Source organism: Micromonospora tulbaghiae, assembly GCF_900091605.1.
Lineage (GTDB): Bacteria > Actinomycetota > Actinomycetes > Mycobacteriales > Micromonosporaceae > Micromonospora > Micromonospora tulbaghiae.
This window is the reverse complement of record NZ_FMCQ01000013.1, coordinates 121,284-134,569: the sequence shown is the minus strand read 5'-3', so window position 1 is coordinate 134,569 and position 13,286 is coordinate 121,284. Positions and strand designations below refer to the sequence as shown.

Below are 13,286 nucleotides of genomic sequence, written 5' to 3'. Positions count from 1 at the left end.
AGTAATGCGTACCAGAACGAGGAGATGGCTCACCGCGGGCGCCGCGCTGGCGCTGCTGGCCGCCGGTGTGCTCACGCCCGCCGGCCCGGCGGGCGCCGAGTCCAACGGCGGCACCCGGGTGATGCCGCTCGGTGACTCCATCACCGAGGGCACCCAGGTGCCGGGCGGCTACCGGATCGGCCTGTGGCAGCGGCTGGCCGGCGGCGGCTACCGGGTCGACCTGGTCGGCTCCCAGTTCAACGGGCCGGGCAACCTCGGCGACCACGACCACGAGGGCCACCCCGGCTGGCGCATCGACCAGATCGACGCCAACATCACCGGCTGGCTGAACGCCTACCAGCCGCGCACCGTGCTGCTGCACATCGGCACCAACGACATCCTGCAGAACTACAACGTCTCGACCGCGCCGAACCGGCTCTCCACGCTCATCGACCGCATCACCAACACCGCGCCGAACGCGGACGTGTTCGTCGCGCAGATCATCCCGCTCGCCAACTCCGGCCAGGCGGCGGCGGTGCGCACATTCAACGCCGCGCTGCCCGGCATCGTGCAGTCGAAGGTCAACGCCGGCAAGCGGGTCCACCTGGTCGACCAGTACTCGGCGCTGACCACCGCCGACCTGATCGACGGCATCCACCCGACCGCCACCGGCTACGACAAGATGGCCGCGGTCTGGTACCGCGCGTTGCAGTCGGTGTCCGGCAGCATCGGCACCCCCGGCAGCAGCGGGGGCACGTACCAGAACGTACAGCTCGTCGGCGCCGGCTCGGGCCGGTGCCTGGACGTGCCGAACGGCAGCGCCACGAACGGCACCGCGGTGCAGTTGTACGACTGCTGGGGCGGCACGATGCAGCGCTGGACCTACACCTCGGCCAAGCAGTTGCAGGTGCTCGGCAACAAGTGCCTGGACGCCAGCGGGCGGGGCACCGCGAACGGCACCAACGTGATCATCTGGGACTGCAACGGCCAACCCAACCAGCAGTGGAACCTCAACGCCAACGGCACGATCAGCGGCGTCCAGTCCGGGCGCTGCCTGGACGCGGCGGGCTACGGCACCGCCAACGGGACCAGGATCAACCTCTGGGACTGCCACGGCGGCACCAACCAGCAGTGGAGCGCCCGCGCCTGACCGGTACGAGACGGGCTCCCCGGCGGACGCCGCCGGGGAGCCCGTCCGGGCGGCGCCCGCCGCATGACCAGCGGCGGACCCCGCGGGTACGTAGAGTGCGAACCATGTCGAAGCCGCCGCTGCCCGAGCCCGCCGTCGCCATGCTGGGCAAACCGAATCCCGCCGTCATCGCCACGCTTCGCGACGGCCAGCCGGTGTCCGCGGCCACCTGGTACCTGTGGGAGGACGGCCGCGTCCTGGTGAACATGGACGAGGGCCGCCGCCGGCTGGCGCACCTGCGCAGCGATCCCCGGGTCTCCCTGACCGTGCTGGACGAGCAGAACTGGTACACCCACGTCAGCCTCATCGGCCGGGTCGCCGAGCTGCGAGACGACGAGGGCCTGGCGGACATCGACCGGATCTCGCAGCACTACACCGGGCGGCCGTACCCCCGGCGGGACCGCAACCGGGTCAGCGCGTGGATCGAGATCGAGCGCTGGCACGGGTGGGGCGCGCACAAGGACAGCAGCCAGACCGGCTGACCGCCGCCCCCACGATGTCCGACCCGTACGGCAGAGTGTCGGGCATGACCGCACCGAAGGACCCGAAGACCGCGTTGCACGCCTACCTGCGCGGGATCCGGGAGGACCTGATCTGGAAGCTCGACGGGCTGAGCGAACGCGACGCCCGGCTTCCCCGCACCGCGACCGGCAACAACTTCCTGGGCCTGCTCAAGCACTGCCTGAACGTCGAGGCCGGCTACTTCGGGACCACGTTCGGCCGGGAGTTCCCCACGCCCGGGGAGCTGGTTCCGGACGACGCGGTCGACGCGGACCCGCAGGCGGACTGGTACGCCCGGGAGGACGAGACCAAGGACGGGCTGATCGACCTGTACCGCCGCGTGGGGGCGTTCGCGGACGAGACGATCGAGGCGCTGCCGCTGGACGCGCCGGGGCGGGTGCCGTGGTGGGGGCCCGGCCGGCAGGACGTCACGCTGCACCAGGTCATCGTGCACGTCTGCGTCGACCTGGCCCGGCACGCCGGTCACGCCGACATCATGCGCGAGCAGCACGACGCGGTGATCGGGCTGGGGCGGGACAACAGGAACATCCCCGGCGGCTACGACTGGCCGGCGTACGTCAGCAGGCTGACGACGCTCGCGGACCGGTTCGCGTAGCCGGTCCTTCCGGTATTCCGGCCGGAAGTTTCAACCATATTTCGGACAGCGGATCGACAGGACCAGCAGCATCGTGAAGCATCTATCCCATGAAGATCCGGCCCGCCGTCGCCCCGCCGACCGCTGAGGACACCGGTCCCGAGCAGCCTCCCGCCGACCGGCCCTCGGACGACCGCCCCTCCGACGAGCGCCCTTCCGACGAGAGACGCCGGCGGCGGCCGAACCCGGAGTGGACGCTGGCGATCCTGGGCAGCCTGCTGCTGGCGGTGGTGCTGACCTGGCCGACGATGCGGCACCCGGCGACCACGATCCCCGGCGACCTCGGTGACCCGACGTTGCAGGCGTGGCAGGTCGCCTGGTCCGGGCACGCGCTGCTCAACGACGCGGCCAACCTCTGGAACTCGAACACGTTCTATCCGGAGCGCTACACGTACGCCTACAGCGACACCCTGCTCGGGTACGCCCCGTTCGGGATGATCGGCTCCGGCTTCGAGGCCGCCGTGATCCGCTACAACGTGCTCTACGTGCTGCTGCACGCGCTGGCGTTCCTCGGGGCGTACGCGCTGGCCCGCCAGCTCGGCGCGAACCGCTGGGGCGGGGCGGTCGCCGGGATCGCGTGGGCGTACGCGCCCTGGCGGCTGGCGCACTCCGGCCACCTGAACATCCTGTCCAGCGGCGGGATCGCGCTGGCGCTGGCGATGCTGGCGCGCGGTCACGGCTGGTCGCTGCGCCACGGCTACCGGCCGGAACGCCGCAAGCCCGGCTGGGCGGTGGCCGGGTGGCTCGTCGCGGCCTGGCAGGTCACGCTCGGCTTCGGCATCGGGCTGCCGCTCGTCTACTTCCTGCTGGCCGCCGCGCTGGTGGCGGCCGGCTGCTACGGCTGGTCCCGGTGGCGCAAGCGGGAGCGCCCCCCGTTCGGCCGGCGGCTGCTCGTCGCGGACCTCGCCGGCGGCGCCGTGTTCGGCACGGTGACGGTGCTGCTCGGGCTGGTCTACCTGCGCGTGGTCGACCTCAACCCGCAGGCCGTCCGGTCGCTGGACTGGACCAAGATGTTCTCGCCGCCGCTGATCGGGTTCGTCACCGCGCCCGGCGACTCGTGGCTCTGGGGGGAACGGCACGCCGCCGCCCGCGAGCAGCTGACCTGGCCGCCGGAGATGGCGCTGCTACCGGGCATGACACTGATCGGGCTGGCCGCGGCGGGGTTGTTCGTCTCGGCGTTCCCGGTGCGGCACCGCGTCGCGCTGGGGCTCGGCGTGGCCGGCACCGTGCTGCTGGGCCTGGGCGCCACGCTCGGCGGGGACGGCGACCCCGGCTACCTCACGTTGTCCACGCTCCTGCCGGGCTGGGACGCGTTGCGCACCCCGGGCCGGATGATGCACTGGACCAGCCTGCTGCTGGCCGTCCTGGCCGCCGGGCTGGTGACCGCGCTGGCCGAGTCGTGGCGCCGGCCCGCGGCCGCGCGCGCGTCGCGGGCCGTGGCGGCGCTGGTCCTGCTGGTGCCGCTCGCCCTGGTCACGCTGGAAGGCGTCAACCGCACGCCGCACCCGGCCGTGCCGACGCCACCGGCCGCGATGCGGACCGTGCCGGAGCCGATGCTGGTGCTGCCCGCCGGCGGGGTGGGCGACCTCAACTACATGCTGTGGTCGACCGACGGGTTCCCCCGGATCACCAACGGGCTCGGCGGTTTCGAGCCGGTCAGCCAGGCCCAGACCAGGGTCGCCGTGGCCACGTTCCCCGACGCGGGCAGCGTGGCCTACCTGCGCGGGATCGGCGTGCGGTCGGTCGTCGCGGTGCCGAGCCGCGCTGCGGGGACGCCGTGGGAGGGCATCGAGACCCGGCCGGTCGACGGGCTGGGCATCACCCGGGAGGATGTCGATGGCACGCTTGTCTACCGCCTCTGACAGCGTGGGCGCCGGGTGCGTGTGCCCGGGCCGGGCGGGGTGAGCACCGTGCGGTTGTCGGTGGTGGTGCCCTGCTTCAACGAGGAAGCGTCGGTGGAGCGGCTGCACGAGATGCTCAGCGCCGCGCTCGCCGAACTGTCCGACGTGGACGTCGAGGTGGTCTACGTCGACGACGGCAGCGAGGACGGCACGCTGGCGGCGCTGCGCCGGCTCGCCGCGGCCGATCCGGCCGTCTGCTACACGTCGCTGAGCCGCAACTTCGGCAAGGAGGCGGCCATGCTCGCCGGCCTGCGACGGGCCACCGGCGACGCGGTCGTCATCATGGACGCCGACCTGCAACACCCGCCGCGTCTGCTGCCCGAGATGGTGATGCTCTACCGCCAGGGCTTCGACCAGGTGATCGCCCGCCGGGACCGGCGTGGTGACCGGTTCATCCGGATGGTCGCCTCGCGCTCGTTCTACCGGCTGGTCAACTGGTGGATAGACGTCCGCCTGCTCGACGGCGCGGGCGACTTCCGGCTGCTGTCCAGGCTCGCGGTGAACGCGATCCTGGCGATGCCGGAGTACAACCGTTTCTCCAAGGGCCTGTTCTCGTGGATCGGTTTCCGCACCGCCGTGGTGGCGCACCGCAACGAGACCCGGCAGGCCGGGCGGAGCCGCTGGACGTTCGGCAAGCTGTTCAACTACGCGTTCGACGGCCTGCTGTCGTTCAACAACCGGCCGCTGCGCCTGGCCATCTACGGGGGCCTGTTCCTCACGCTCATCGCGGTGGGCTACATGGCCTGGGTGGTCGCGGACGCCGTGGAGAAGGGCATCGACGTGCCCGGCTACACCACGATCATCGTCAGCGTGATCGGGCTCGGCGGCATCCAGATGATGATCCTCGGGGTGATCGGCGAGTACATCGGCCGGATCTACTACGAGACCAAGCGCCGTCCGCACTATCTGGTGCAGGAGACCGAGCGCGTCGTCGATACCCCCGGCCGGGTGCCCAGGATTCCGGAGCAGCGTACGGCCACAGGCGAATCGATGGCCGGCGAAACCGGCTGAGCAACCCCGATCGGTGGGCGCCGATAGGCGCAGAATCGTTCTCTTTTCGCAGGTGGCGGGCGGTTGCTATGGTCGCCCGCGACGCCGGAGACCGGCGCCGAGGAAAGGGTTGCGATGGGGCTGATGGACAAGCTCCGGGGCGAGCTCATCGACATCATCGAGTGGCTGGACGACAGCCGCGACACGATGGTCTGGCGATTCCCCCGGTATCAGAACGAGATCAAGATGGGCGCCAAACTGGTCGTCCGGGAGTCCCAGACGGCGGTGTTCGTCAACGAGGGGAAGATCGCCGACGTCTTCCCGCCCGGGACGTACACGCTGGAGACCCGCAACCTGCCGATCCTGTCCACCCTGAAGGGCTGGAAGTACGGCTTCAACTCGCCGTTCAAGGCCGAGGTGTACTTCGTCAACACCCGGCAGTTCACCGACATGAAGTGGGGCACCCAGAACCCGGTCATCCTGCGCGACGCCGAGTTCGGCGTGGTCCGGGTGCGGGCGTTCGGCGCCTTCGCGGCGCGCGTGGTGGACGCGTCGCGGCTGCTGCGGGAGTTGGTCGGCACCGACCCGCAGTTCCGCACCGAGGAGGTGCAGGAATACCTGCGGCAGCTCATGGTGGGACGGCTGGGCGGCGCGCTCGCCACGGCCGGCGTGCCGCTGCTGGACCTCGCGGCGCACCAGGACGCGATCGGCCGGCGGCTGGCCGCAGTGCTGACCGAGGAACTGGCCGAGGTCGGTATCGCGATCCCCAAGTTCGTCATCGAGAACGTGTCGGTGCCGCCGGAGGTCGAGCAGGCGCTGGACAAGCGGACCAGCATGGGCGCGGTCGGCGACCTGGACCGGTACACCCGTTTCCAGGCCGCGAACGCGATGGAGGCCGCGGCGAACAACCCGGGTGGCGAGGCGGGCGCGGGCATCGGTCTGGGCCTGGGCATGGCGATGGGCCAGCAGATGGCCCGGTCCATGGGCGGTGGCGCGGCCACGCAGCCGGTGCCGGCCCAGCCGGCCCCCACGCAGCCGGCCGCCGCCGAGCCGCCGCCGCTGCCGGGCCAGGCCCAGTGGTACGTCGGCGTCGGCGGCCAGCGGCAGGGCCCGTACGACCTCGGTGGGCTGGCCGAGCAGGCGGGTGCGGGCGCGCTCGCCGCGGACACGCTCGTCTGGCGTGCCGGCATGGCGCAGTGGCAGCCCGCCGGGCAGGTGCCCGAGCTGGCGTCGGTGCTCGCCAGCGTCCCGCCGCCGCTGCCGCCGCAATGAGCGACACTGCTGTCTCCCCGCCCTCGTACCAGTGCGGGGGTTGCGGCGCCCGCGTGGAGTTCGCGCCGGGCACGACCGCGTTGAGCTGCCCGTACTGCGGGCACCGGCAGGAGATCGTCGGCGCGGGCCGGGAGGTGCGCGAGCACGCGTACGCGGAACTGGCGTCGCTGCCCCGCAAGCCGGTGGCGAGCGTCGGGGCGCACACGTTCGTCTGCCCGGGCTGCGGTGCCCGGACGGAGAGCGACGCGCTGGCGCAGCGCTGCCAGTTCTGCGCCACCCCGCTGGTGGCCGACGCCGGGGCGGGCGAGCTGATCGCGCCGGAGGCGGTGCTGCCGTTCGCGGTGGACCGTAACGGCGTGCGGACGGCCCTGGGCCAGTGGTGCCGCAGCCGCTGGTTCGCGCCCGGGAGCCTGAAGAAGATCAGCGAGGCGGAGACGCTGAAGGGCACGTACCTGCCGCACTGGACGTTCGACGCGCGGACCGAGTCGGACTACCGGGGCCAGCGGGGCGAGCACTACTACGTCACCGAGACGTACACGGTGACCGTCGACGGCAAGCAGGAGACGCGCACCCGGCAGGTGCGGCACACCCGGTGGCATCCGGCCGCCGGCACCGTACGCCGGGACTTCGACGACGTGCTGGTGCCGGCCACCACCCACCTGCCCACCGAGCAGCTGGACAAGCTGGCGCCGTGGCCGCTGGCCGAGGTGACCGCGTTCCACGGCGACTACCTGGCCGGATACCAGGCCCTGCGGTACGACACCGAGCCCGAGGCGGGACTGACCGAGGCGAAGGCGCGGATGGCGCCGGTCATCGAGCGGGACTGCCGGTCGGACATCGGCGGTGACGAGCAACGGGTGTCCGCCGTGGACACCGCGTACTCCGACGTGTCGTACAAGCTGGTCCTGCTGCCGGTGTGGATCGCCGCGTACCTGCACGCGGGCCGGTCGTACCAGGTGCTGGTGAACGCGCGGACCGGCGAGGTCATCGGCGAGCGTCCGTACAGCACGGCGAAGATCGCGGCGGCGGTGCTGGCCGCGCTGGCGCTCGTCGCGCTCGTGGTGGCGTACGCGATGATCCGCTGACGCGCACGGGCCACCGGTACGGCATACCGGTGGCCCGTGACGCATCGCGCGAGGTGACTGCCCGAGCGGCCGATGCGCCGCCGCGCCGGTCCACAGCAGAGTGAGGGCACGACCACCATCGGCCGGGCGGCGACGGAGGAGGCCCCGATGGACCCACTGCGGAAGATCTCGCTGGTCGCGGGCGGCGCCTATCTGCTGACCTTCGTCTCGATCCCCACCCTGACCCTGTACGCCCCGATCCGCGAGCCGGACTACGTCCTCGGCACCACGTCGCAGGCCCCGGTCGTCCTCGGCGGCGTCCTGGAGATGATCGTCGCCCTCGCCTGCATCGGCACCGCCGTCGCGCTGTACCCGGTGCTCAAGCACCAGGGGCAGTCCCGGGCACTGGGTTTCGTCGGCGCCCGGGTGCTCGAAGCCGCCGGCATCCTCGTCGGCGTCGCGAGCATCCTGACGCTCGTCGCGCTGCGGGAGTCCGGCGCCGGGCCGGACGCGCTCGCCGACGGCCGGATGCTCGTCGCGTTCTACGACTCGGTCTTCCTGCTCAGCCAGGGCTTCCTGCCGGCCGTGAACGCGCTGCTGCTGGGCACGCTGCTGTACCAGTCCCGCCTCGTGCCGCGCGTGCTGCCGGTGCTCGGACTCGTCGGGGCGCCGCTGCTCGTCGCGTCCGACCTCGGCACCCTGTTCGGCGCCTGGGACCGGCTGTCCCCGGTGGCGGCGGTCGCCGCGCTCCCCATCGCGGTGTGGGAGTTCTCGCTCGGTGTCTACCTGGTCGTCAAGGGCTTCCGGCTCTCCCCCGTGACGGCCGGCACGGCCGAGCCCCGGCCCGCCCAGGACGCCACCGTCTGACCGGGTCAGGCCCGCGCGCCGCCGTCGACCCGCAGCACCGTACCGGTCACGAAGGAGGCACGGTCGCTGAGCAGCCACGCGGCGGCCTGGGCGATCTCGTCGGGCTCGGCGGCCCGGCGCAGCGGCGTGGCCGCCGCGAGACGGTCGATGATCCCGGGCGACTCGGCGTCCCAGGACCGCATCATCTCGGTGAGCGTGCTGCCCGGGGCGATCGCGTTGACGCGGATGCCCTCCGGCCCGTAGGTGACCGCCGCGGACTCGGTGAGGCTGTTGACAGCGCGCTTCATCGCCCCGTACGCGGGCAGTGCGGGGTTGCCCATCAGGCTGCCGACGCTGGAGTTGTTCACGATCGCGCCGGTGCCGGCGGTGGCCCGGATCGCGGCGACCTCGGCGACCATGGCGAGCCACGGCCCCTTGAGGTTGACGGTGTAGACGTGGTCGAAGTCTTCTTCGCGCACCCGGTCCATCGGTCCCGGCGGCACGATCGTCGCGCCGTTGTTGAAGGCGACGTCGAGGCGCCCGTACGCCTCGACGGTGCGGTCGACGGCGGCGCGCACGCTCGCCGCGTCGGCCAGGTCGCAGACGACGTACTCGGCGGTGCCGCCGGACGCCCGGACCTGCTCGGTCACCGTCTTCAACTGCTCCTCGGTACGGGCGGCGAGCAGCACGCGGGCGCCCTCGGCGGCGAACAGCCGGGCAGCCGCGGCGCCGATGCCGCGCCCGGCGCCGGTGATGAAGGCGACCTTGCCGGCCAGCAGGCCGGCGGTCGGGTGGACGGTCGTGTCGGTTCGTGTGGTGTCCATGCGGCAAGCCTGCGGCCGGTCGTGGAGCCCATCCAGGCACCGGCGGTACCTGGTTACGCGCCGCCGCACGGGGGCACACTGGGGTCGTGGACCGACGGGAGCTGGCAGTGTTCCTGCGCAGCAGGCGGGAGCGGATCGCCCCGGCTGACGTTGGCCTGCCCGCCGGGCAGCGCCGCCGCACGCCGGGGCTGCGCCGCGAGGAGGCGGCGCGGCTGGCGTTCATCTCGACCGAGTACTACACCCGGCTGGAGCAGGGGCGGGGTCCGCGTCCGTCGCGGGAGGTGCTGGCCGGGCTGGCCCGCGCGCTGCGGCTGTCCGACGCCGAGCGTGACCACCTCCACCACCTGGCCGGGGAGCCGCCGGGACCGCCGCCCGGGCCGCCCCGGGAGGTACGGCAGAGCGTGCTGGACCTGCTGCACCGGCTGCCGCAGTCGGCGGCGTTCGTGACCTCGGCGGCGTTCGAGGTGATCGCCTGGAACGATCTCGCGGCGGCGCTCATGGAGGACTTCTCCGCAGTGCCCCGGCGGGACCGCAACCTGGTCCGCCGGGCGTTCCTCGGCCCGCATCTGCACGGCGCGGGGCTGTACGACGTGTCGGACGTGGGCGAGTTCGCCCGCCACTCGGTCGGGCGGCTGCGTGCCGCGGCGGCCCGCTACCCGGACGACCCGGAGATGGCCGCGCTGATCGCGGAGCTGCTCGCCGGGAGCGAGGAGTTCGCCCGCCTGTGGGCCTCCCACGAGGTGGGCGGCGCACGGACGCTGCGCAAGACGTTCCGGCACCCGCTGGTCGGGCCGGTCACGGTCAACTGCGACGTCCTCGACATCACCGACCGCGACCAGCAGGTGGTCATCTACACCGCCACGCCCGGCTCACGGTCGGAGGAGGCGCTACGGCTGCTCTCCGTGATCGGTACCCAGCGCATGACCGTCGAGCACTGAGCCGCCCGCCCCGGTGGAACGTCACGGTGTCCGTTCGGCACCCGTGACGTTCCACCGCCAGGGGTGAGAGTGCGTCAGCAGCCGATGCGGGTGGAGCCCATCGCCACGTCGTCGTACCAGAGGGTGTCGGCGCCGCCGCCGTAGCTCTCCCAGCCCAGCTTCAGGTCGGTGAGCTGCGGTCGCCAGGTGCGGTTGTACCACTGGCCGTCGATGTCGTGCGTCGGTACGCCGTCGGCGGTCAGCCCGGTCACGGCGACGCCGTCCAGCCAGGTGCGCAGCTGACCGGCGGAGCCGTCCACCATGAACTCCAGGCAGGCCCAGCGGTTGGTGGGCAGCGGCACGCTCTGCGCCACACCGGCCGGGCTCTGCTCGGGCAACGTGGCGTCGTCGGAGGCGCGGTTCCACTGGAGCGCGCCGTTCTGGCCGCCCAGCCGCAGATCCCGGTTGCCGTCGGCGGCGTCCGACATGGTGATCATCGTGGTGTGGTCGGTCGGCTGGGCGGTGGTGTGCCGGACCCAGATCCGGGCGTACCGGACGCTACCCAGGTTGCCGAGGTTCTTCGTGGTCCGGACGAACACGTGGTTGCAGTAGCCGGCGGCGCCGTTGATCCGGACCGCGCGGCTGCCGCTGTGCGTGGTGGTCGTGTCGATGGTGGCCGTGCCCGCGCCGGAACAGTCAGGGCTCACCACGCTCCAGTCACCCGACGGCGTCGAACCGGTCTGGCTCTCGAAGCCGTCGCAGAGCACCGCCCCCGCGCACCCGCTCGGCGGCGGGGTGGTCGGCGGCGGCGTCGTGGGAGGTGGCGTCGTGGGCGGAGGCGTGGTCGGCGGGGCCGTCGTGGGCGGTGCGGTCGTGGGCGGCGCCGTGGTCGGTGGGGCGGTGGTCGGTGGGGCGGTCGTCGGCACCGTCGTGGTGGGCGGCGGCGTGGTCGGGCCGGCGCCGTTGCACGGTACGCCGTTCAGGCTGAACCCGGTCGGCGCGCCGCCGGCGGTGCCGAACGTGCCCTGCACGCCGAACTCGGTCGAGCCGCCGGCCGGGATGCTGCCGTTGTACGACATGTTGCGGGCGGTCACCGTCGACCCGGACTGGCTCACTGTGGCGTTCCAGCCGTTCGTGACGCGCTCGTCCCCGGCGTACGTCCAGGTGACGGTCCAGCCGGAGACGGCGGTGTCACCCGGTGACACCTTGATGTTCGCGGTGAACCCGCCGGGCCACTGGTTGGGTGTGTAGTCGACCCGGCAGCCCTGTGCGGCTGCGGCCGGGCCGGTGAGCAGCGCCGTACCGGCCGCTGTGACGGCGGCCAGCGCGGCGACGGCCGCCACGAGCGGGGCGGGGCGGGCACGGAGAATCGTCATGGGAAGTCCTTCGGCGTGGGACAGGGCGCAGCGACGCGCGTCCGGGACGGACGCCGCAGCGCGCGAGGGTGCGGCGCGGCGGTGCGCCACATGGTCGATGCGTACGACCGATGTGCCCGGCTCGAAGGCGGCCCGGTCAGCCGCCGGGGTCCGGTCTGCGGACCTCGGCGGCGCCCGAGCCCAATCTATTTACCGTCGCCTATCCAATCAAGGTCTGCGCCCGCCCGTCATCCCGGATCGGCGCCCGCGCCGCTGTGCGGTGGTTGCCAGCCGTCGCGATAGCGGACACCGCCGGGTCGCAGCCGGATCCGGTCGTGCGGCGTACCGGGGACCGGCTCGGTCCGGATCGTCTGCGGCCGGTCCACGACGACGCAGACCTCCTCCCCCGGCCACCACCAGCCGCAGGAGCGGGCCAGGTCGGCCCAGGTGTCGAGGTGCTCTGTCTCGTCCGGCCCGTACCGGGCGAGGCCGAGCCGGCGCAGCACGTCGTAGTAGGCGATCCAGGACGCGTCCTGCTGCCCGTACCAGCACACGGGCACCGGGCCGTCGCTCGCGAGCGCCCCACGCACCGGCAGGTAGAACCCGTGCGCGAGGCTCCGGTGCAGCGCCGCGCGTACCCCCTGGTGCAGTACGACGGCGAGCGGTACGCCGCTGTCCAGCGCCCGCAGCGGCGCCAGCTCGGGCCACGGCTGCTTGGCCTTGCCCGTACGCGCGGGTGACAGCTCGGGATCGGTGTGCACGACGCCCGCGCTGAGCGCGCCACGGAGCTGGGAGACGATCATGGCGATGTCGCTCGCCAGCAGGGGTGTCCGGGCCGGCCGTGCCGCCCGGATGCGTTCGTGGAGGTGGTCGAGTGTGGGCCAGCCGCTGACCAGCGGCATCGCCTTGGCCGGCGAGTCGACCCACTCGAACCGGGGCCGCGGCCGCGACGCCCTCGCGTAGAGGGCGGTCAGGCAGCGCTCGGCGGCCGGTCGGTCGGCCGGTTGCGTGGACAGCGCGTGGTCGAGCCATTCCTGGCGGATCCGGACGGCCTGCTGCCACAGGTCGTGCGGGTCACCGCTGCGAACGGTCTGCGGGGTCTTCGCGGCGCCGTCGCGCCGCGTGGGGGCGCTCATCGCGCCGGGGCGTCGCCGCCCTTCCGGTTGGAGATCATGGAACGACTCTGACTCACGTCGCGGCGCCGCTCAAGCGAATTCCGGTCCCCCGCGGTGATCCGCTCGTGGGCCCGGCGTGGTGCTTCCGGGCCATATAGTGCCCCTCGTGGACAGTGACCGTCTGACCCGACCCCCTGTCATCACCGCGCAGATGCTCATCCGCCGGCCCGCCGCCGAGGTCTTCCAGGCGTTCGCCGACCCGGCGGTGACCACGAAGTTCTGGTTCACCAGGAGCAGCGGCCGGCTGGAACCCGGCGCCGTCGTCACCTGGGACTGGGAGATGTACGGCGTCTCCACCGTCGTGACCGTCAAGGACGTGGAGGAGAACCGCCGCATCCTGGCCGAGTGGGATCCGGAGTCCCCCACCCAGGTCGAGTGGCGGTTCCTGCCGGGCGAGGGCGACACCACGCTGGTCCGGGTCACCGAGACCGGCTTCGCCGGCACCGCCGACCAGGCCGTGAGCAAGGCGATCGACTCGATGGGCGGGTTCACCATGGTCCTCTGCGCCTGCAAGGCGCTGCTGGAGCAGGGTGTGCTGCTGAACGCGGTCGGAGACGCCCACCCGGCGGGCTTCGAGGACTGACCACGGCTGCGGCGGGTGAGCCGAGGCCCACCCGC

General features: G+C 72.7%; 13 protein-coding genes. 10 read left to right on the top strand and 3 right to left on the bottom strand.

What is annotated here, in order from left to right; translation table 11 throughout:
* Positions 1-4: 4 nt before the first annotated feature.
* The 8 genes from GA0070562_RS28950 (at position 5) to GA0070562_RS28915 (ending at position 8,418) form a co-directional block, all read left to right on the top strand.
* Positions 5-1,129 carry an RICIN domain-containing protein gene (locus GA0070562_RS28950; protein ID WP_091427897.1) on the top strand — a complete coding sequence of 375 codons (1,125 nt, stop codon included), beginning with the start codon at positions 5-7 and terminating at the stop codon, positions 1,127-1,129.
* A 104-nt stretch (positions 1,130-1,233) separates the two neighbouring features.
* Positions 1,234-1,650, top strand: coding sequence for a PPOX class F420-dependent oxidoreductase (locus GA0070562_RS28945; RefSeq protein WP_091427895.1), 417 nt, complete (start codon positions 1,234-1,236; stop codon positions 1,648-1,650).
* Positions 1,651-1,694: 44 nt separating this feature from the next.
* Positions 1,695-2,285, top strand: coding sequence for a DinB family protein (locus tag GA0070562_RS28940; protein WP_091427979.1), 591 nt, complete (start codon positions 1,695-1,697; stop codon positions 2,283-2,285).
* Between the two features lie 89 nt (positions 2,286-2,374).
* Complete coding sequence (locus tag GA0070562_RS28935; protein WP_091427893.1) at positions 2,375-4,186, top strand: hypothetical protein; 1,812 nt, start codon at positions 2,375-2,377, stop codon at positions 4,184-4,186.
* A 48-nt stretch (positions 4,187-4,234) separates the two neighbouring features.
* Positions 4,235-5,236: a glycosyltransferase family 2 protein gene (locus GA0070562_RS28930; RefSeq protein ID WP_420811449.1), complete on the top strand. Its 1,002-nt coding sequence runs from the start codon at positions 4,235-4,237 to the stop codon at positions 5,234-5,236.
* Positions 5,237-5,359: 123 nt separating this feature from the next.
* The gene (locus GA0070562_RS28925; RefSeq protein WP_225853147.1) at positions 5,360-6,487 is read left to right on the top strand and encodes an SPFH domain-containing protein; all 1,128 of its coding nucleotides are present in this window, start codon (positions 5,360-5,362) and stop codon (positions 6,485-6,487) included.
* Entirely contained in the window at positions 6,484-7,572 is a 1,089-nt protein-coding gene (locus GA0070562_RS28920) for a TFIIB-type zinc ribbon-containing protein (protein WP_091427889.1), read from the top strand. The genes GA0070562_RS28925 and GA0070562_RS28920 overlap by 4 nt, the downstream gene beginning before the upstream one ends.
* Positions 7,573-7,719: 147 nt before the next feature.
* Positions 7,720-8,418, top strand: a complete 699-nt coding sequence (locus tag GA0070562_RS28915) for a DUF4386 domain-containing protein (RefSeq protein WP_091427976.1) — start codon at positions 7,720-7,722, stop codon at positions 8,416-8,418.
* 5 nt (positions 8,419-8,423) lie between these two features.
* Here GA0070562_RS28915 and GA0070562_RS28910 read toward each other — a convergent pair whose 3' ends face one another.
* The gene (locus GA0070562_RS28910) at positions 8,424-9,221 is read right to left on the bottom strand and encodes an SDR family NAD(P)-dependent oxidoreductase (RefSeq protein ID WP_091427887.1); all 798 of its coding nucleotides are present in this window, start codon (positions 9,219-9,221) and stop codon (positions 8,424-8,426) included.
* A gap of 86 nt (positions 9,222-9,307) precedes the next feature.
* Here GA0070562_RS28910 and GA0070562_RS28905 point away from each other — a divergent pair, with 86 nt between their 5' ends.
* On the top strand, positions 9,308-10,159 hold the full coding sequence (locus tag GA0070562_RS28905) for a helix-turn-helix transcriptional regulator (RefSeq protein WP_091427885.1): 852 nt from the start codon (positions 9,308-9,310) through the stop codon (positions 10,157-10,159).
* Positions 10,160-10,233: 74 nt separating this feature from the next.
* On the opposite strand, the gene GA0070562_RS28900 is transcribed toward GA0070562_RS28905, so the two are convergent.
* Together GA0070562_RS28900 and GA0070562_RS28895 are read right to left on the bottom strand one after the other, a co-directional pair.
* Complete coding sequence (locus tag GA0070562_RS28900) at positions 10,234-11,514, bottom strand: cellulose-binding domain-containing protein (RefSeq protein WP_091427883.1); 1,281 nt, start codon at positions 11,512-11,514, stop codon at positions 10,234-10,236.
* 227 nt (positions 11,515-11,741) lie between these two features.
* A complete protein-coding gene (locus GA0070562_RS28895; protein WP_091427881.1) occupies positions 11,742-12,629 on the bottom strand; it encodes a DUF6745 domain-containing protein in 888 nt (295 codons plus the stop codon).
* A 145-nt stretch (positions 12,630-12,774) separates the two neighbouring features.
* On the opposite strand from GA0070562_RS28895, the gene GA0070562_RS28890 reads away from it, so the two are divergent.
* Positions 12,775-13,251, top strand: coding sequence for an SRPBCC family protein (locus tag GA0070562_RS28890; protein WP_244933414.1), 477 nt, complete (start codon positions 12,775-12,777; stop codon positions 13,249-13,251).
* Positions 13,252-13,286 lie beyond the last annotated feature (35 nt).

Bases quoted from the DNA above. Each gene is read 5' to 3' on its own strand.
- GA0070562_RS28950 (WP_091427897.1), top strand. From the start codon at position 5: ATGCGTACCAGAACGAGGAGATGGCTCACCGCGGGCGCCGCGCTGGCG.
- GA0070562_RS28945 (WP_091427895.1), top strand. From the start codon at position 1,234: ATGTCGAAGCCGCCGCTGCCCGAGCCCGCCGTCGCCATGCTGGGCAAA.
- GA0070562_RS28940 (WP_091427979.1), top strand. From the start codon at position 1,695: ATGACCGCACCGAAGGACCCGAAGACCGCGTTGCACGCCTACCTGCGC.
- GA0070562_RS28935 (WP_091427893.1), top strand. From the start codon at position 2,375: ATGAAGATCCGGCCCGCCGTCGCCCCGCCGACCGCTGAGGACACCGGT.
- GA0070562_RS28925 (WP_225853147.1), top strand. From the start codon at position 5,360: ATGGACAAGCTCCGGGGCGAGCTCATCGACATCATCGAGTGGCTGGAC.
- GA0070562_RS28920 (WP_091427889.1), top strand. From the start codon at position 6,484: ATGAGCGACACTGCTGTCTCCCCGCCCTCGTACCAGTGCGGGGGTTGC.
- GA0070562_RS28915 (WP_091427976.1), top strand. From the start codon at position 7,720: ATGGACCCACTGCGGAAGATCTCGCTGGTCGCGGGCGGCGCCTATCTG.
- GA0070562_RS28910 (WP_091427887.1), bottom strand. From the start codon at position 9,221: ATGGACACCACACGAACCGACACGACCGTCCACCCGACCGCCGGCCTG.
- GA0070562_RS28900 (WP_091427883.1), bottom strand. From the start codon at position 11,514: ATGACGATTCTCCGTGCCCGCCCCGCCCCGCTCGTGGCGGCCGTCGCC.
- GA0070562_RS28895 (WP_091427881.1), bottom strand. From the start codon at position 12,629: ATGAGCGCCCCCACGCGGCGCGACGGCGCCGCGAAGACCCCGCAGACC.